General features: G+C 56.1%; 13 protein-coding genes. All 13 read left to right on the top strand.

Annotated elements, in window-relative coordinates; translation table 11 throughout:
- Positions 1-27: 27 nt before the first annotated feature.
- The 13 genes from N0M98_RS10925 (at position 28) to N0M98_RS10865 (ending at position 18,848) form a co-directional block, all read left to right on the top strand.
- Positions 28-1,815, top strand: a complete 1,788-nt coding sequence (locus N0M98_RS10925; RefSeq protein WP_259617881.1) for a cache domain-containing sensor histidine kinase — start codon at positions 28-30, stop codon at positions 1,813-1,815.
- 12 nt (positions 1,816-1,827) lie between these two features.
- Positions 1,828-3,411 (top strand): response regulator transcription factor, encoded by a 1,584-nt coding sequence (locus N0M98_RS10920; protein WP_259617880.1) that lies wholly within the window; start codon positions 1,828-1,830, stop codon positions 3,409-3,411.
- Positions 3,412-3,419: 8 nt separating this feature from the next.
- The gene (locus N0M98_RS10915; protein ID WP_259617879.1) at positions 3,420-5,744 is read left to right on the top strand and encodes a glycoside hydrolase family 3 N-terminal domain-containing protein; all 2,325 of its coding nucleotides are present in this window, start codon (positions 3,420-3,422) and stop codon (positions 5,742-5,744) included.
- A gap of 87 nt (positions 5,745-5,831) precedes the next feature.
- The gene (locus tag N0M98_RS10910) at positions 5,832-6,947 is read left to right on the top strand and encodes an amidohydrolase/deacetylase family metallohydrolase (protein ID WP_259617878.1); all 1,116 of its coding nucleotides are present in this window, start codon (positions 5,832-5,834) and stop codon (positions 6,945-6,947) included.
- Positions 6,925-8,037 (top strand): DgaE family pyridoxal phosphate-dependent ammonia lyase, encoded by a 1,113-nt coding sequence (locus N0M98_RS10905; protein WP_259617877.1) that lies wholly within the window; start codon positions 6,925-6,927, stop codon positions 8,035-8,037. The genes N0M98_RS10910 and N0M98_RS10905 overlap by 23 nt, the downstream gene beginning before the upstream one ends.
- Positions 8,030-8,785: a 2-dehydro-3-deoxy-phosphogluconate aldolase gene (dagF, locus tag N0M98_RS10900; RefSeq protein ID WP_259617876.1), complete on the top strand. Its 756-nt coding sequence runs from the start codon at positions 8,030-8,032 to the stop codon at positions 8,783-8,785. The genes N0M98_RS10905 and dagF overlap by 8 nt, the downstream gene beginning before the upstream one ends.
- On the top strand, positions 8,778-9,794 hold the full coding sequence (locus tag N0M98_RS10895) for a sugar kinase (protein WP_259617875.1): 1,017 nt from the start codon (positions 8,778-8,780) through the stop codon (positions 9,792-9,794). The genes dagF and N0M98_RS10895 overlap by 8 nt, the downstream gene beginning before the upstream one ends.
- 54 nt (positions 9,795-9,848) lie before the next feature.
- Positions 9,849-10,862 (top strand): glycoside hydrolase family 130 protein, encoded by a 1,014-nt coding sequence (locus tag N0M98_RS10890; protein WP_259617874.1) that lies wholly within the window; start codon positions 9,849-9,851, stop codon positions 10,860-10,862.
- Between the two features lie 188 nt (positions 10,863-11,050).
- The gene (locus tag N0M98_RS10885) at positions 11,051-12,319 is read left to right on the top strand and encodes a M48 family metallopeptidase (protein WP_259617873.1); all 1,269 of its coding nucleotides are present in this window, start codon (positions 11,051-11,053) and stop codon (positions 12,317-12,319) included.
- A gap of 147 nt (positions 12,320-12,466) precedes the next feature.
- Positions 12,467-13,762: a stalk domain-containing protein gene (locus N0M98_RS10880; protein ID WP_259617872.1), complete on the top strand. Its 1,296-nt coding sequence runs from the start codon at positions 12,467-12,469 to the stop codon at positions 13,760-13,762.
- 215 nt (positions 13,763-13,977) lie between these two features.
- Complete coding sequence (locus N0M98_RS10875; RefSeq protein WP_259617871.1) at positions 13,978-15,588, top strand: glycosyl hydrolase family 18 protein; 1,611 nt, start codon at positions 13,978-13,980, stop codon at positions 15,586-15,588.
- Between the two features lie 226 nt (positions 15,589-15,814).
- On the top strand, positions 15,815-17,224 hold the full coding sequence (locus tag N0M98_RS10870) for an extracellular solute-binding protein (RefSeq protein WP_259617870.1): 1,410 nt from the start codon (positions 15,815-15,817) through the stop codon (positions 17,222-17,224).
- 289 nt (positions 17,225-17,513) lie between these two features.
- Positions 17,514-18,848: an ABC transporter substrate-binding protein gene (locus N0M98_RS10865; RefSeq protein ID WP_259617869.1), complete on the top strand. Its 1,335-nt coding sequence runs from the start codon at positions 17,514-17,516 to the stop codon at positions 18,846-18,848.
- The last annotated feature ends 1 nt before the right edge of the window (position 18,849 follow it).

The raw sequence follows: 18,849 nt of genomic DNA, 5'->3' as shown, positions 1-18,849 counted from the left end.
GGAGGCTGACAACAAAGGAGAGATGACATGAAGACAAGCTATATCCGGCGTCTGGGCAGCTTAAGTTTAAAACGCAAGGCGCTCGTCATCTTCCTGCTGTTCGTCATTTTGCCGACGATAGGGGTCGGCGTCGTTGTGCAGCTCAAATACAATCAGGTGCTGCGCGAGCAGTTTATCAGCTCGACCCGCCGCAATCTGGACAATGTGACGAGCCAGCTATCGGAACAGACCAAGATGGTCGAGGATATCGCCGACTACCTGATTCTAAGTCCCGATATGCAGAGCTACCTAAGGACCGGTCCTCCGCTCGATAATGAGCTCAAGGCGGATTTGAAAAACAATATTGAAAATTTTCTGACTTTCCAGCTGATGTCCAAAAGCTATATCCGTTCCATCGAAATTAACGGGTTTAACGGGAACCAGATCAAAATGGGCGAGCCGTTCAACGGCGATGAAAGCCGCTGGAAGGAAGAAGCCGTGAAGCGAAAAGGCGGCATCTTCTGGAGCGAAGGCCATACCCTGGAAAGCTCCTGGAACGGCCAGGCGCGAGTATTATCGATGATCCGCATCTTAAATTCATACATTACGATTACTCAGCCGCTCGGCGAACTGACGATCAGGCTGGATGAAGCCAGCATCGCTTCCCAGCTGGAAAAAGGCGTGCTGGAGGCGGAAGCGGGGGGCGTGTTTATCGTAGGACCGGAAGGCAATCTGATCTTGTCTTCCAAGGCCGCGATGCCGGGCGGTTATGTTCCGGATGAAACGCTGCTGAAGAAGCTGTCGGCCGGCAAAACGGATTTTCTCAGCTATAAGGTCGAGGATAAACGGTATTTGGTCTTGTACAACCGGATGGAAAATACCGACTGGACAATCATCGCGATGATCTCCGAAGCGAATATTTCCGAGCAGCTGCGCGGCGTCCAGGCCATCATGATGATTATACTGGCCGCGATCCTGCTATTGGCTTTAGTCGCTTTATTCGGCTTTAACCTGACGATCATCCGGCCGATTCTGAGGCTGAAGAAAGAGACGGGACGGGTAGCCGGCGGGGATTTCAGCGCCAGGGTTCCTATAGACTCTCAGGATGAAATCGCCGAGCTTAACCGTAAATTTAACGAGATGGTCATGACCATTGAAGAGCTGATCGAACATAAATACAAGCTGGAGCTTAGAGAGAGGGAGTCCGAGCTCAAGCTGATGCAAAACCAGATGGACCCGCATTTTTTGTATAACACCTTAGATATGATCCGGTGGACGGCACGGCTGGAAAAAGCGGACAAATCGAGCCGTCTGATCGAGATGCTGTCCAAGTTTTTCCGTTCCAGCGCAAGCAACCGAAATTATCTGACTACGCTGGCCAAAGAAATCGAGTTTGCGCAAGTCTATTTATATTTGCAGCAGTATCGCTTGGGAGATAAACTAGTGTACAAGCTTTATCTGGAGCCCGGAATTGAAGAGACCCCTGCGCTCAAAGCTTCGATTCAGCCGCTGGTCGAGAACTTCATCAAGCATGGCATCGATAAAAAGAAGCCCGTCGGCATCATTGAAGTGATCGGCTACAGGTCGGAAGACGAAATTTGGATCGATGTAACCGATAACGGCAAAGGCATGCCGCCGGACCGGGCTGCTGAAATCGGCCATGCTTTGGCGAGCAGGCATACGGAGCGTTCAGCGGACCGCATCGGCGCACTTTTGAATATTCATGAGCGGGTCACCATCTTTTTTGGACAACAGTACGGTTTGGAGATCATTCATAACTCGGATGAAGGCACGGGAATCCGTCTGAGACTTCCCGGATCGGAGTCTGAAAGCTAAGGAGGGCATCTCATGGGCAAACAGGAAGCGGCGGAGCGGCGGATCAAAATGCTGATTGTGGACGACGAGCCGATCATTTGTAAGGGCTTGCGCTGCACGATCGATTGGGAGGAGCTCGGCGTCGAGGTCATCGGCGAAGCTTATGACGGCGAAGAGGCGCTCCGTTTGATGGAGCAGGAGCAGGCCGATTTTTTGCTGTCGGACATCCGGATGGACGGTATGGACGGCTTGGAGCTGGCGGCGCAGCTCAGGCAGCGTTATCCGGATACGCAGATGGTCCTTATTAGCGGATACGAGGACTTTGGCTACGCCCGCCAAGCGATGCGGCTCGGGGTCAACGATTATTTGCTGAAACCGGTTGAAGTGGACGAATTGACCAAGGTCGTGCAGAAAGTGGCGGACGGCATCAGAAGCAGCGAGAATGCTAACGGAGAGCATGACGTGAAGCTGTGGCTGGCGAATATGGCCCGAAGCGGCATTGCCTACGGAAAAATGGCGCCTCCGCCTCTGCACGGCGTCCAGTTCCGGATTGTGGCGAGTCAGTTGGCATGCTTCCATGAGCTTTACGAGGATGTGAAGCCCGATCAGTACGAGCGTATCCAGGAGCAGTGGGTTCAAGCGCTTCACCGCCGGCTGGAGTCTCCGGGGCTGCGTCCTTTTTCCATCTTTGACCATGAAAATTTGCTGATCACCTTGGCCGCGTCGGACCGTTTCATGGATGAGAGGGAATGGGACTTGCTGCTGCGGCAGGATACCGAGCCGTCATCGGGGCAACCGCGGTTTTACTGCGGCGTGTCGGAGCCGTACGGACAATTGGATGAAACCGCTCAGCGTTGTTCGGAAGCGGCGTCCAGGCTGAAATACTACGTGCTGGAAGATGAGGCCGTACTGAATGCCGCCTATGAAGCCAAATGGCAGGGGAACCGCCGACAGGAAGTGCTGGATTTATCGGCTCGGGTGCAAAATCTGGTCGCAGCGCTGTTCAAGCAGGGCGAACAGGAATTAAAAGCGGAAGTGGCGGAGCTGTTTCATTTCTTCCAACGTGAAGCTTACCTGCTGCAGGAGGTTGTCGCCGCCTGCGAGGAGCTGTTCGCGCTGCTTCGCCAGCGTCTTCGAAAAAGCGGCATGACCGGACTCGACGGCAGCCGTCCTTCGCCGGATCTGAATCTCTACAATTCGTACCATGCGCTGGAGGAAGCGGCGAATCGGGATATGGCGGAGCTGCTATCATTAATCGAGAAAAACGGTATCGACCGTTCTTATTGGATTATCGAAAAAGCCAAAAGCTATATTAACGACCAGTATCGAAGCGACCTCAAGGCATCGGAGGTGGCGGCATGGCTCAAAATTACGCCGAGCTATTTCAGTTATATTTTTAAACAGAGCACCGGTAAAGGATTCACGGAATATATGAACGAGCTGCGCATCGAGCAGGCGAAAGCGCTGCTGGCGACGACGCACGATAAAGTGTTCGAAATCGCCGATCAGGTCGGCTACAAGGAATACAAATATTTCGTGTCGGTGTTTAAAACGTTTACAGGCTTGACGCCCAAGGAATATAGAGGACTTCGCGCAAGTAAAACCGATAAGAGGTGAAGCGGACGGTGGAGAAATACAAGCAAGCCGGATTGCCGATAAAGGAACGGGTGCAGGATTTATTATCCCGCATGACGCTGAGGGAAAAGGTCGGACAGTTGAATCAGCGCATGTACGGCTGGGACGCTTACAAGATGGAAAACGGGGAATTGCGCATTACGGATGCTTTCAAAGATGAAGTTGAAGCGTACGGCGGAATGGGCGCCTTATACGGCTTGTTTCGCAGCGACCCTTGGTCCGGGGTCGATTATTCGAACGGCATTACCGCGGAGAAGAGCGCAGCCGCAGCCAACCAAATTCAGCGTTATGTGATCGAGCATTCGCGGCTCGGCATTCCCGTGCTGCTGACGGAAGAATGCCCGCACGGGCATCAGGCGCTAGACGGCACGATGCTGCCGGTCAACCTGGGGGCGGGATCGACCTGGAATCCGGAGCTGCTTGAGGAGGCTTACGGCCGCGTGGCGGCCGAAATCCGCAGCCGCGGCGCGCATATCGGACTGGTGTCAGCGCTCGATATTCTTCACGACCCCCGCTGGGGGCGCTCCGAGGAATGCTACAGCGAGGACCCTTATTTGGCCGCCGCGTTCACGACGGCCGCGGTACGAGGGATGCAGGGGACGGATGCCGAGAAGCTGGACGGTCCCGATCGCATCGCCGTGGTGCTGAAGCATCTCTGCGCGCAGGGAGCAGGCCAGGGAGGGAGAAACGCCGGGCCCGCGGAAATCGGCGAACGCGAGCTGCGCGAAATCCATCTTCCGGCGGCGCGAGCGGGCGCCGCGGCGGGCGCGGCCGGCTTTATGGCCGCCTACAACGAAATCGACGGCGTGCCCTGTCATGCCAACGACAAGCTGCTGACCGGCATGCTGCGGGAGGAGTGGGGTTTTGACGGTATCGTCATGGCCGACGGCCAGGCGGTTGACCGTCTGCTGGCTTTGACCGGAAGCCATGAAGGCGCAGGGGCGCTTGCCTTGACCTCCGGAGTGGACTTAAGCCTATGGGACAAAGCTTTTACGACGCTGGAGGAGGCGGCTGCCCGAGGGCTGGTGTCCGAGGCGGACATTGATCGCGCCGTCGTTCGGGTGCTGACGCTCAAGTTCAGGCTCGGCTTGTTCGACCGGCCGTATGCCGATGAGCAGCGGCCGCTGGATATTGTCGGCAGCGACCGTATGAGGCGGCTGAATTTGCAGGTCGCGCGGGAATCGGTCGTTCTGCTGAAGAACGAAGACGAGCTACTGCCGCTGAGGGCGGACAAGCAGCGGCGAATCGCCGTGATTGGCCCTAATGCCGACCGGCTGTACAATCAGCTTGGCGATTACACCAGCGTGCAGCGCAAGGGGCGGGGAACCACCGTTCTGGAAGGCATCCGCCAAGCGGCGCCGTCCGGGGTTCAGGTCGTGTACGCGCTCGGCTGCGGCATCCGCGATACGTCGGACGCCGGCTTCGCCGCGGCCGTCGAGCTCGCCGCCGGAGCGGACGCCGCTGTGCTCGTGCTGGGCGGCAGCAGCGCCCGCCAGTTCGGCGGCGATTTTGACGGCAACGGAGAAGCCGTCATCTCCGAAGGCAGTCCATCCGACATGGACTGCGGCGAAGGCGTGGACCTGGCCGACCTGCGGCCGGGCGGCTTGCAGCTGCGGCTCGCGGAGGCGGTGGCCGCTACCGGTACGCCGGTCGTCGCGGTGATGATACAGGGCCGCCCGCTGGAGCTGACGGAGTTGGAGCCGCTGGCGGACGCGCTGCTGTGCGCCTGGTATCCGGGCATGGAAGGCGGCCTTGCCGTTGGGGAGATTTTGTTCGGCCAGGTGAATCCGAGCGGCCGGCTGCCGGTTTCGCTGCCTCGCTCCGCGGCGCAGCTGCCGGTATATTACAACCAGAAGGCGGCGCATCGTCTCCGCAATTATATCGATATGCCTTCGGCTCCGCTGTATCCGTTCGGTTACGGTTTGAGCTATACCCGTTTTGCGTACAGCGAATTGACGCTTTCGCAAACATCCGTTTCTGCGGCGGAGCTTGCGGCAGGCAGCACGGTCCAGGTCAGCGTCAAGGTGAAAAACACCGGCGCCGTCCGCGGGGCGGAAACCGTGCAGCTGTATATTCGCGCCCTTGAATCGGGAATTACCCGCCGGGTTGCCGAATTAAAAGGCTTCCGCAAAGTCAGCCTGCTTCCAGGCGAAGAACAAATCGTTGTTTTGGAGCTGGGGCATGATGAACTGGCTGTCTGGAACCGGAGCATGGCATTTGCCGCAGAGCCTTGCCGGGTCGAGGTCAAGGTGGGAGGCAGCGTGACCGGCACGCTTTCTGCCGAATTGAGCGTCGTTCGATCATTTACAATTTAACGGATAGAATCGCAATTTCATTGGATATTTTCTCGCACTGTCCTGAATTATTATAGAAGTAAGCAAGAAGAGGCAGGAGGTAAGCCGATGGATCGAAACATATTGCTGCGGCGTGTCCGCCTGGTGGGCGGAGAAGAAGTGGATGTGGCGATTAACGCCGGAATCATTACGGATATTGTTCCCGGAGGGACGGCTCTTTGCCGTGCGGACTCGGGAACGGAAATTTGGGAGCGGCCCGGTACATATGTATCCAGCGGCTGGATTGATCTGCATGTTCACGCCTTTCCGGAGTTTGATCCGTATGGCGACGAAATCGATGAAATCGGGGTCAAGCAGGGAGTCACCACGATTGTCGATGCCGGAAGCTGCGGCGCGGACCGGATCGGCGATCTGGCTGCCGGAGGGCGGAAAGCGGATACCCGGCTGTTGGCCTTTTTGAATATTTCGCGAATCGGATTGAAACGAATCGACGAGTTAAGCCGGCTGGAATGGATCGATCGGGACAAGCTGCTGCAGGCCGTATCGGAGCATCCCGATCTTATCGTCGGCTTGAAGGCGAGAATCAGCCGAAGCGTTGTCGGGGAAAGCGGCATTCAACCGCTGCGGATTGCCCGCGAGCTGTCCGAGCGGACAGGGCTGCCGCTGATGGTTCATATCGGCTCGGCGCCGCCGGATATCCGCGAAGTGATGCCGCTGCTGTGCGGCGGGGATGTGGTGACGCACTACTTGAACGGAAAGAGCAACAATCTGTTTGACGAAGAAGGCAAACCGCTGGATGTGCTTCGGGAAGCCGTGCGCCGCGGCGTTCATCTGGACGTCGGGCACGGGACGGCGAGCTTTTCGTTCCGGGTGGCGGAAGCCGCCAAGCGGCATGGCATAGACCCGAACACGATCAGCACGGACATTTATCGCGGGAACCGGCTGAACGGCCCCGTGTACAGCATGTCCAACCTGCTCAGCAAATTTCTCTGCCTCGGTTATACGCTCGAGCAAACCGTCGATTGGGTGACGGTGCGGGCTGCCGAGTGGCTGAAACGGCCGGAGCTCGGGCGAATCCGGGTCGGCGACCGGGCCAATCTGACCTTGTTCGGGCTGGAGGAACGCTCGCTCGAGCTGATCGATTCGGAAGGCGAAACGAGAACGGCGGCACGGCGAATTGAAGCGAAAGGGGCAATCATAGGTGACAAACTCATTAAGTGCTAAATACGGACTGAAACGGGTTATTAACGCAAGCGGCCGGATGAGCATTCTCGGCGTTTCGGCGCCGACGGATACCGTTATGGAAGCGATGAGACAAGGCGGGCAGAGCTATGTGGAGATTGCCGATCTGGTGGATAAAGCGGGCGATTACGTCGCCCGGCATGTCGGTTCCGAAGCTGCGGTCGTCGTCAATTCCGCTTCCAGCGGCATTGCGCTGTCCGTTGCGGCGATCGTCACGAAGGGCGACCGCCGAAGAAGCGTGCGCCTGCATCAGGAGCCGATTGAACAAAGCGAAATCATCATGCTGAAAGGCCATAACGTGCAATACGGCGCTCCGGTCGAAACGATGGTGTACCTCGGCGGCGGCAAAATTGTCGAAGTCGGATATGCGAATGAAGGGCGGGCCGAGCATATAGCCGATGCCGTTTCGGATAAGACGGCGGCCATCCTCTATGTGAAATCCCATCATGCCGTGCAAAAAAATATGATCTCCGTGGAGGAGGCATGGGAAGTTGCGCAGCGTAAAGGGGTTCCGCTCATCGTCGATGCGGCGGCCGAGGAAGATTTGCAAAAATATGTAAAAGTATCGGATTTGGCGATTTACAGCGGCTCCAAAGCGATCGAAGGTCCGACCTCCGGCATCGTAGCCGGGAAGCGGACCTATATCGAATGGCTGAAAGTGCAGCTGCACGGCATCGGCCGCAGCATGAAGGTCGGCAAAGAAACGACGTTCGGTCTGCTTCAGGCGCTGGATGAATATGCCGTGAAGCAGGATAACAGCGAGCAGGAGAAAGCTTCATTGCAGGCTTTGATGCCGCTCAGCCGGATTCCGGGTCTGGACGTGACCATCGTCCAGGACGAAGCGGGCCGGGCGATCTATAGAGGCCGCGTCAAGGTGGACGAAGCGGTGACGGGGATCAGCGCCAAACGGTTGAACGATGAGCTGCAAAACGGCGATATCGCCGTTTATACGCGGGATTACGGAGTAAGACAAGGATACTTTGACATCGATCCCCGTCCGCTGGCGGGCGACGACATCATGATCATCGAATCCAGAATCCGGGAAATAGTAGGAGGTTCTAACCATGTCTGAGATCGCAAAAAGATTTTACAATCATCGGGTGGCTTTAAACGTTCTGGCCAAAAACATTTCCAACGCCAAGGAGGTGTTTGAGGCTGCGGAAGGACATGTGCTGGTCGGCGTCTTATCCAAAGATTACGCTACGGTGCCGGAAGCTGTAGAAGCGATGAAAGCATACGGCCGGGAAATTGACGATGCGGTTTCCATCGGTCTGGGCGCCGGCGATAACCGGCAAGCCGCTGTCGTTGCGGAAATCGCCAAGCATTATCCGGGCAGCCATATCAATCAGGTATTTCCGGCGGTAGGAGCGACCCGCGCCAACCTCGGCGGGAAAGACAGCTGGATCAACAGCCTTGTCTCGCCGACAGGCCGTCCGGGCTTCGTCAATATTTCTACGGGTCCGGTCAGCGCGGCACAGCAGGAGCTGGCCGTGGTGCCTGTCGAGGCGGCCATCGCATTGGTCAGGGATATGGGCGGCAACGCTCTGAAATATTTCCCGATGCAGGGACTGCAGCGGGAAGACGAGCTGCGTGCCGTTGCAAAAGCTTGCGCAGAGGCCGGTTTCGCGTTGGAACCTACGGGCGGCATCGATTTGGACAACTTTGAAGCGATTTTGCGCATTGCGCTGGAAGCCGGCGTGCCTCAGGTCATTCCGCACGTTTATTCTTCCATCATCGACGCTTCTACCGGTCTGACGATCATCCGCGATGTGCAGAAGCTGCACGGAATGATGACGAAGCTGGCGGATCATTATGCCTAAGCGTATAGCTGCATTTGGAGAGGTCATGATGCGCCTTACGGTGCCGGGGCATGATCTTCTAGCACAGAGCAGTATGCTCAGCTATTCCTTTTCGGGAACCGGCGTCAATGTCGCTTCGGCCTTGTCCCGATACGGCCACGACGGGCGTCTGGTGTCCAGACTGCCGGATAACCCGCTGGGGGATGCGGCCGAAGCTTATTTGCGGAAGCTCGGAGTGAATACGAACCGCGTGCTTAGAGGCGGGGCGTATATCGGCATGTATTTCTTTGAGAACGGCTTTGGACACAGGCCTGGCCGTGTCACTTACTCCAATCGCCAGGAAAGCAGCTTCAATACGGCTCCGGCCGGAACCTACGACTTTGAGGGCATCGCGGGCGAAGTGGACGCCGCTCATTTCTGCGGCATTACGCTGGCGATGAACGATACCGTCAGGGAGGCGATGAAAGCTTTTGCCCGGGCGGTAAAAGAGCGCGGCGGCAAGGTGATATTCGACTGCAACTACCGGCCGGGCTTGTGGGGAGACGAAGGTTACGCCAAAGCCAAGCCGCATTATGAAGACATGCTGCGCCTCGCGGATATCGTCTTCATGAACGAAAAGGATGCGATTCATGTGCTTGGACTGCCTACAAGCCGCACGTCGAGGGAAGAGCAGCTGGAGGAGCTGATTCCGGTCGTCGCCGAACGTTACGGTCTGCAGGCGGCCGCCGGAACGCACCGGTCTATCCAAAGCGATAACCGCCATAGCTTGAAGGGCTATCTTTTTAAAGAAGGGGCTTTCGTCTATTCCGATCTTCTTTCGTTCCCGGTGTATGACCGGATCGGGGCCGGAGACGCTTTTGCAAGCGGGATCATTCACGGAGAGCTGGAAGGACTCGAACCGCAGAGAACCGTCGCTTTTGCGGCGGCTGCCGGGATGCTGGCGCACACCGTAGCCGGCGATACGCCGATGGCTTCCGAACGTGATATTGTTCGCGCTATGGATCAAGCCGTCAGAGACGTGGAGCGTTAATACCGTTAAATTTCAACACGACCAAGATTGCATTGGATCAAGGAGGCACTATCAATGAAAATTACAAGACATCCTGAAAACCCCATCGTAGTACCCGGCGAATATGAATGGAGATTGGCTACCGTATTTAATCCGGCCGTCGTCAAAGACAACGGCAAATATTATATGATCGAGCGGACCGCCGGCTCGCTGACCCCTTGCAAAAACTTCCTGGGCTTGCTGGAAAGCGAAGACGGCGTGCATTTTACGCATGTTACGGACAAGCCGGTCGTAACCCCGGATATGCTGGGATTTCCGTACGGCAGCGTTCAGGACCCGCGGATGGTTAAAATTGACGATACGTTCTACATGACGATTGCGCTGCGGCCTTGTGCGATGAACTATTATCCGACGGGCACCGGGATTCCGGAGCGCTCGATTCCGACCTATCCGGACGGCTGGGGAGAAGAAGAAGGGCATTGGCTGACCCGCTCGGTCCTGCTATCTTCCCGCAACCTGATCGACTGGGAATACGTGACGACGACAACGCCGCTGGAAATCAACGACCGCAACAATATACTTTTCCCTGAGAAAATCAACGGCAAATACGCTCTGCTTCGCAGACCCGAAGAATATATCGGCGAAGCGTTCGGCACCGACCAGGCGGCGATCTGGATCACCTATTCCGACGATTTGAAAAATTGGGAAGAGCCTGTGCTGCTGGCCAAAGCGGAGAACGCTTGGGAAGGCAAAAAAATCGGCAGCTCCACGCCGCCGATCCGCACCGAGCACGGATGGCTGCTGCTGTATCACGGCGTAGACCAGAACACGGTTTACCGCGTAGGCGCGATGCTGCTCGATCTGGACAACCCGAATCAAGTGCTGGCCAGAACGTCCGACTTCATTATGGAGCCGGAAACGTATTACGAGAAGTTCGGCTACCAGATTCCGAATGTCATTTTCCCGACAGGCTGCGTGTTGGATGAAGGGATTTTGCACATTTACTACGGCGTAACGGATACGGCCATCGCTTTGGCTACCGTTCCGCTCGAAGACATGCTGAATCATCTATTGGCTCAAAAAATGTAATAAAACAGGTTAACAGCCGCTTATCGAAATTAAGGATAAGCGGCTTTATTGCGTTTGCAATCTTTACCTTGAGCCGCCGCGGAGCGTGCGCAGCCGTTCAGGGTGATAAAACGGGACAGGTTGGACTATAATGGAAAAATAGCGGTATCGCTTGTATGAACGATAAGAAGAGAGGCGGGGAGAGCCCTATGAGGCGCGGATGGATCTGGATTGCGATTTTGATTATATATTGCGGGGCTATGGCCTACTACTTTCTGCATCAGCCCGCAGGGCAGATTCCTGCCGCGCTGCGCGGCGGACCGGCGGACCCGGCCACATTCATGACGCCGGAGCAAATTGAGAATGCGCATCGGCTGGCGACGATCGGGTATTTGTCTTATTTTATATCGACCCCGGTGGAATGGGGGATTCTGATCGTGTTAATGACGCTTGGCTGCTCCTCCTGGTTCCGCAGTCTGGCGGAGAGGCTGACGGGATGGTCGCTGCTGCGAATGGCGGTTTATTTGCTGCTGCTCCAGCTTGCTCTCTATGTGATCGAGCTGCCGCTGGATTATTATTTGCACGAGCTGAACCGATCGTACGGGCTGACGAATCAGAGCGCCTCCTCATGGCTGCTGGATATCGCCAAAGGCTTCGGGGTCAATATGATCATCTCCATACCGCTTTATTGGCTGCTGTATACGGCGATCAAGCGGAGTCCGCGGCGCTGGTGGCTGTGGGGATGGGCCGTTTCCGTTCCGCTGACGCTGTTTTTCACGTTTATTCAGCCCGTTGTGCTGGCCCCGATTTTTAACGATTTCAAGCCGCTGCAGGATCAGCAGCTGAAGCAGCAAATACTGCAATTAGCCGGGCAGGCCAACATACCGGCGGACCAAGTGTACCAGGTCGACAAATCGAAGCAGACCAACGCTTTGAACGCCTATGTGACCGGGATCGGTTCCACTACGCGGATCGTGCTGTGGGATACGACGCTGAAGAAGCTGAACGCGGACGAAATCTTATTTATTATGGCCCATGAGATGGGGCATTACGTGAAGCATCATGTCTTATGGGGCACGCTATGGGGCATTGTCGAAAGCTTCATCGGCTTCTGGCTCGTGTTCCGCCTGTTTCATTGGATACATCGCCGCTGGGGAAGCGCGATCCGCGCGCGGGGACCGCTGGATTATGCCGGCTTGCCGGTGCTGCTCCTGCTCGTATCCGTGCTCAGCTTTGCCGCTTCACCGCTCGATAACGCCATCTCCAGGATGAACGAGCACAGCGCCGATGCGTATGCGGTCGAGCTGCGCGGCGATCCGGACGCGGGGATCAGAGCGTTCCAGAAGCTCGCTTCCGTCAGTTTATCCGACGTGAATCCTCCGGCGCTGGTACAGTTTTTCCTGGGCACGCATCCGACCTTGATCCAAAGAATCGATTATTTTCAACATAGCAAAGGAGCTTCCAAACCGGCGGGATAAGAAGTGGCCGGGAAAATAAAAATTTCGCCTACACCCGGAAAAAACGAGTTCATTCCGAATATACATGATATGATTATCCCTATTATTTCCTTAGAAAGGAAGCGGATGACAGGGAGAGACTACGGGATGAAACGAGGAGTGTCGGTGATGAGAAAAAAGATGATCGCATGTCTGGCCGCGGCGGCAGTCGCATTGACTGCCCTTCCGGCGGCAGTGACGACGAGCCCCCAGAAGGTTTACGCATGCTCCAAAGGGGAAGCGACTTCCGCCGAGTACGATTACTCGCTGGCAAGCAATGTACTTTACGGGTCGGTGACGAAGGTGGAAGATGTGTTCTACAAGGGGCAGCCGTACCGTCTGGCGACCTTCGTGACGGAATTAAATCTGAAAGGCAGTTATGTCCGCAACGTGCTGACCGCGCCAGACAGCGACCAATGCGGCGTAACGTTCGAGCTCGGCCACAACTACCTGGTCTACGCCAACAATAAGCTGGGCCGTCCTGCGGCCGGAGTATTCGACGTATACGAGGGGCAGGAAGCGACGGATCGTGTAAACGACGTGAAGGATATCGATATGGTGCCGACGCCGCAGCCGGGCGAACAGCAGGTCACGTTATACCCCGGCAGCAACGTAACGGTAACGTATAACGGGGCCAGAGCTCCGGTTACGCCGCAAGCGCTCAATTTCAAAAACGCGCTGTATGTGCCGATGACGTTTTTCCGCGATACGCTCGGCTATGTAACGGTCTGGAATGCGGAGTCCAACCGGTATGAAATACTGCTGCGCTCCGAGTGGGCGGGGATCGCGGCCAAGGGCGATCCTTCGCAATCCGAATTCAAGGATACGGCGGAGGCGATTCCTATCGGAACGGACCCGTTCGAGGCGACGGTGACCTACTCCGACGTGCAGGCGAAGGTCGACGGGAAAATATATGCGCCGGAATATCAGCCGTTTAATTATCATGGCGTCGTCTATGTGCCGCTAAGAGATACGGCGGAGAAGCTCGGGCTGCTGGTGGGCTGGGATGCCGATACGTATACCGTGTCGGTCAAAGACACGCGCCCGTTCGATCCGGTCGAGCATCCGGCGCTGATCATGAAGCTGTCCTCCGTTAACGAAGGGGAGCCGGATATTGTGATCGACCGCATAGCCGACGATCAGGCGACGTATCATGTGGACCGCAGACTTGAGTACGGGGAAACGATGCAGCAGCAGACGGTGCCGTTCATGGATTTGGTTCAAGATGCGGACGGGAAGACGATCCGCAACATTCGTTACTTCCTGAAGAAGGGTGACCGTGAATACGAACTGGTCATGACGAAGGAACTGATGAAAGGCTTGCTGAATGAACCGCTGGTCCGTACATCCGCCAATTTGTCGCTCGGACTGGATTTTTATCATTGGCCTGAATACGGCGTCATCGGATTGTCCAATATTCACTAATAGTTTGCATAAGATAGGGAGCCCCGGCGCGAACATAAGCGCCGGGGCTTTTGTCCGTTGCTGACGGACGCCCGGGCGCCTTTTGTCCTGTAGAAACCCAAAAGACAGCTGCGAGCAAGAAACTTTTTCCGCTTGCGATACGTCTTTACTTCATGAGAGTTAGGCTTAGACGCAAGGAAAGTCATGGGAGGTGCGGGAACATAGTTGCCAAAACAATGATGTTGGCGTCGCTCGGCTTGCTGCTGGCAGGCTCGGCGACGGCCCACGCTTACGAATCCAGATTGATCCCGTTTCGCGATGTGGGGGAACGCGACTGGTCTGCCGAGCCTATTTATCAATTGGCGGCGGTTCAGGCGATTGACGGATATGCGGACGGAGGATTCCGCCCGCTCGCCGCAATGTCCCGGGAAGAGTTCATCAAGATGATGACAGCCGCCTCCGGCGCCGTCCCGGGCGAGCAAGGCGAGACGGTGAAGCTGAAGGATGTGGACCCGGAGCGCTGGTCTTATCCGATGATCGAAGCGGCCTTGCAGCGCCGCTGGGTCGATGCGTTGGTCGACAGCGACGGCAATTTTCAACCGGACGTCCCTATTCGCCGCGAAGAGGTGGCATATGCGCTAGGTGCCATGCTGCTGAGCGAAGCGGCGGACGCCGACCGGAAGCAGTGGCTCGACGGCGGCTGGGAGAAGGAGCGGGACGCCCGGGCGTTCCCGGATGCGGCTCAGGTAGATGCTCCGCTCGCTCCTTATGCGTATTATGCGGTGAAGCAGGGGATGCTCGAGGGCAGCGACAGCGGATTGAATCCGGACGCCTCGCTCAGCCGGCAGGAAGCGGCGGCCGTTATCGACCGGCTGCTTCATCGGACGGCGTCGGCGAAGCCGCTGACCGTCACGGGCTTTTATGCGATTCAGTCGTACAACAGCATAGAACGCATGAGCTTGCTGGATCAGGTCGCGCTGGGCTGGTGGCATTTGGCTTATGAGGGAGCGGGGAAGGCGAAGCTCGATTCGGCTGGCGATCCGTACAAGTTTAATTTGCCGGAAGGCTGGGAGGAAGTAACCGCTGCGGCGGACAAAAGCGGAGCAGCCAAGGATTTGGTCGTTTTTGCCAATAAATCCCACGACGTGGAATCGTTCTTGGGAGATGCGGCGGCGCGCACCCAGTTTGCCGAATCGCTCGCCGCGGTTGTGAACGACCCGCGTTACGGGTTCTCAGGGGTATGCATCGATTTTGAAGATTTGTACGACGAGGCTGCGAAAGACGATTTTACGGCTTTTCTGCACGAAGTGAAGGCGGTGCTGAACGGTAAGAAGCTGACTGTCGCGGTTCCGCCGGTGTATTACTACAAAGGATATGACCTGAAGGCGATCGGCGCGCAGGCGGATGCGGTCATATTGATGGCGTATAATTTCTTAAGCAAAGCCGACCGGCTGCCGTCGGCCCCGCTGCCCCTGGTGGCGGAATCGGTGCGCGACACGCTCGCCGCGGGGGTGCCCAAGGAGAAGCTCATTCTTGGCATCGGCAAGAAGACCGACCAGTTCATTGGAGCCGGAGCGGAGGCGGGTTACGCTTCTCCGGCCAGCAGCGCGGTGGAGGAGAGGTTGAAGAAAGCAGGGGTTGCGCAATCATTATCGATTCCTTATCTTAACCGGCATATTCAGTTTACGGACACTGCAGACAATGAATTGTTCTATGAAGACGCCGACAGCATCGACCGCAAAATATGGGTTGCCCGATATTACGGCTTAAAGGGCGTAGCGTTATGGTATATGGGACAGTTCGTCGACAGCGACTGGCAGCGTATTGCCGCCGTCCGGCAGCGCTGAGCGGGCGAAAGGGCGAGAGGCATGATGGCGCCAGGATTCGAAGGGCAGCCATGACCGATCCCAGCAAGCCTCCCTGCTTATGCCGCTCAGCCGGATAGCAGAGGGGCTGCCGCTTTAACGCGGCTCGTAACGGAAAGAAAAGCTTGCCCTCTTGTATCGGCCCTGCCTTTTACAGTATGCTAATAAAAGGAAATCATGCTGAATGAGGCAGATGTGAGGTAACTTCATGCAAAAAAGAAACAGCCGCAAATATTTTCGCGCACGCTTGGATGAGATGATCGTTACTTTGCGTGAGGATATCATTTCGGGCAAAATCCCCGTCGGCAGCTTTCTGCCGTCGGAGAACGATCTGGAAATACAGTTTCAATTAAGCAATAATTCCGTCCGCAAAGGACTGGAGAAGCTGGTCGAGGAAGGCTTGATCGAGAAGATCGCCCGCGTGGGCAACCGGGTCATCCGCCCGCCGTCGGAGAATCGCACGACGATCCGCTTCGGCTACGTTCGGTCCACAGGCGCGCTGGCCGGCATGGACAAGCTGCTGGATGCGTTCCACCGGCGGTATCCGCATATTCAGGTGCAGCCGGTAGAGCTGCCGTCCAGCAGCTACAGCCGGACGCTCAAGGAATATTTGGAAGCCGAGATGCTGGATGCGGCCATGCTCAACAACAATAACTTTCAAGATTTCATCGAGGGCGGGCGTACGGAGCTGCTTGAGCCGCTTGAACCGGACGAACAGCTGTATCCGTTTGCGGCGGCCCCGTTCCGCAGGGGCGGGGATACGCTGGTGCAGCCGTTTATTTTCTCTCCGGTTGTGCTCTGCTACAACAAGGACCATTTCCGCGAAGCGCAGGTGCCGGAGCCGGACAGCAGCTGGACATGGCAGGATTTGTTCCGGTACGGGCGGCAGCTGGCCGTCAAAGGACAGAGGTTCGGATTCTACTTCTATCTGCCCTCGCGCAACCGTTGGCCGCTGTTTATGCTGCAAAGCGGAGATACGTTCGAGCCTGATAACGCCGGGGAATATCATCTGACGGCGAACAAGGCGATCGGTGGCTTGGAAATTTGCCGGGAGCTGATGGAGATGACGGACGTGTTCCCGGTGTTGTTGTCGGAGAGCGACGCCGATGCGGAGGCGCTCTTCTTGGAAGGGAAGGTATCGGTCATTATGACGACCTACTTTTTCCTCAACCAGCTGAAGGATGCGGGTATTTCGTTCGACGTTTCGCCGCTTCCGGGTTACGCCAATCACCATACGCTGCTGATCGTCAACGGTTTGGCCGTAAGCAGCCGTTCCCGCAATAAGGAAGCGGCCAAGCTGCTCGTCGATTTCATGACTTCCTACGAAACCCAATTGACGATCCGCAGGCAGACGCTGAACATTACGGCTCACCGTCATGCGATGGAGTGGCAGGGGGAAGAAGAGGCGTACAGGCCGTCCCGGTTTTTCATGTACAGGGAGATCATTCCAACCTTCCGGCTAATTACCGAGATGGGTCTCAGCAACAATCAGCTGAAGGAGATGCAGCGGGAAATCATGCTGTTTCTCTCGGGGCTGCTGGATCGGGAGACGCTGTGCCGGCGGCTGGAGCAGCTGCTTCCGGAAGCGGGCCGAGGAAAGCTTGTGGATTCCCTGTAAAAATGCACCGCAACCAGCACTTATTCAACCCGGGGCGAAGCCGGCAGAAGACGGCGTCCCGGGTTTTTGCATGTCATGTATGCTCATCGAAAATATACGCATCCGTATGATGTTCAACGACGCCGAAGGCGTTTTTTTGTTGCTGAAAAAAAGAAATTAACTCATATTTAACCTACAAAATCGGTTTATAACATATTGACCGCGCTTCCAATATCGGTTATATTGATTTTGTGAGTCAGATAAGGGTTAATAAAATTGGAGGGGCAGTATCATAAGAGGAGGGTTACGAATGCGGACCAAACGTAAATGTCTCGCAGTTCTTGCCGCCGGTATGCTGGCAGCGTCGCTCTCGGCCTGTCAGGGGCCGAAAGCTGCGGAGACGGCGAAAGGCGATGCCGATGCCGGGGGCTCCGATCTGGTGAAGCAGGTGAGCGAGACGCCGACGGAGCTTGTATTCTACGTATGCATCAACGGCTGGACGGAGCAGCAGTTCATGGAAACCTATGGCAACGAGATCAAGAAGAAGTTTCCGAGCTATACGCTCAAGTTTATTCCCCAGAAGGATGCGCAGACGCTGCCGGCCGTCATTACTTCGGGTCAGACGATCGATATTTTGATTACTTCCATCGGCTTGACCTCGAATTTCCTGCTTGCCTACGAGATGCAGGACGACATCAGCGGCCTGATCAAGAAGTACAACTACGATTTGTCGCGGCTTGAGCCTTCGACGATCGACATCCAGCGGCAGCTGGCGGACGGCGGCATCTACGGGCTTCCCGTCAGCACGACGTCGGGAGCGCTCTTTTACAACAAAAGCTTGTTCGACAAGTTCGGCGTTCCTTATCCGACCGACGGCATGACATGGGATGAAGCGTACGATTTGGCCAAAACGATGACGCGCAGCGAAAACGGCCAGCAGTACAAAGGCATGACGATGTCGGTGCAGCATTTGATGCAGCTGAATCAGCTGTCGGCTCCCCATATCGATCCGGCGACCTCCAAGGCGGCGTACACGTCCGACGCGTTCAGGCAGGCTTTTGAAAATTTGGCGCGCTTCTACAAAATTCCCGGCAACGGTCTTCTGGATCATAAGTACAATCTGGTCAGCCAGCAGGAGCCCTTCTATAAGGATCAGAACGTCGCCATGTTCGCCGCCCTCAGCACGACCGCAAAAACGTTCAAGGATACGGTCAATTGGGATGTCGTTCAACTCCCTGTATTCAAGGAAAAGCCCGGCGTAGGCCCGCAATCGTACCCTACCTATTTCTACATATCCAAAGAGAGCAAAAACAAGGACGCTGCCTTCCAAGTACTCGATTATGTGACTTCCGATGAATTCCAGCAATATTTTGTGAAGGCGGGCAATTTTTCGATTTTGAAAAATCAGACCGAGCTGATGAAAACCTTCGCCGCCGACGATCCTTACATGAAAGGAAAAAATATCAAGGCGCTGCTGCCCGCCAAATTCGCCGATCCGACGGAGAAAACGGAGTACCAGGCGATCGCCGACAAAGAGATGCTGAACGCGCTTGTCGCCGTAGACGGAGGCAAGGACGAGAATACCGCTTTACGCGAAGCGGAAGAGAGAGCTAATAAAGCGATAGAGGCCGATAAGAAAAAATAAC

Source organism: Paenibacillus doosanensis (assembly GCF_025060755.1).
Taxonomy (GTDB): domain Bacteria; phylum Bacillota; class Bacilli; order Paenibacillales; family NBRC-103111; genus Paenibacillus_S; species Paenibacillus_S doosanensis.
The sequence above is the reverse complement of the archived record's forward strand: the minus strand, read 5'-3'. Positions and strand labels throughout refer to the sequence as shown.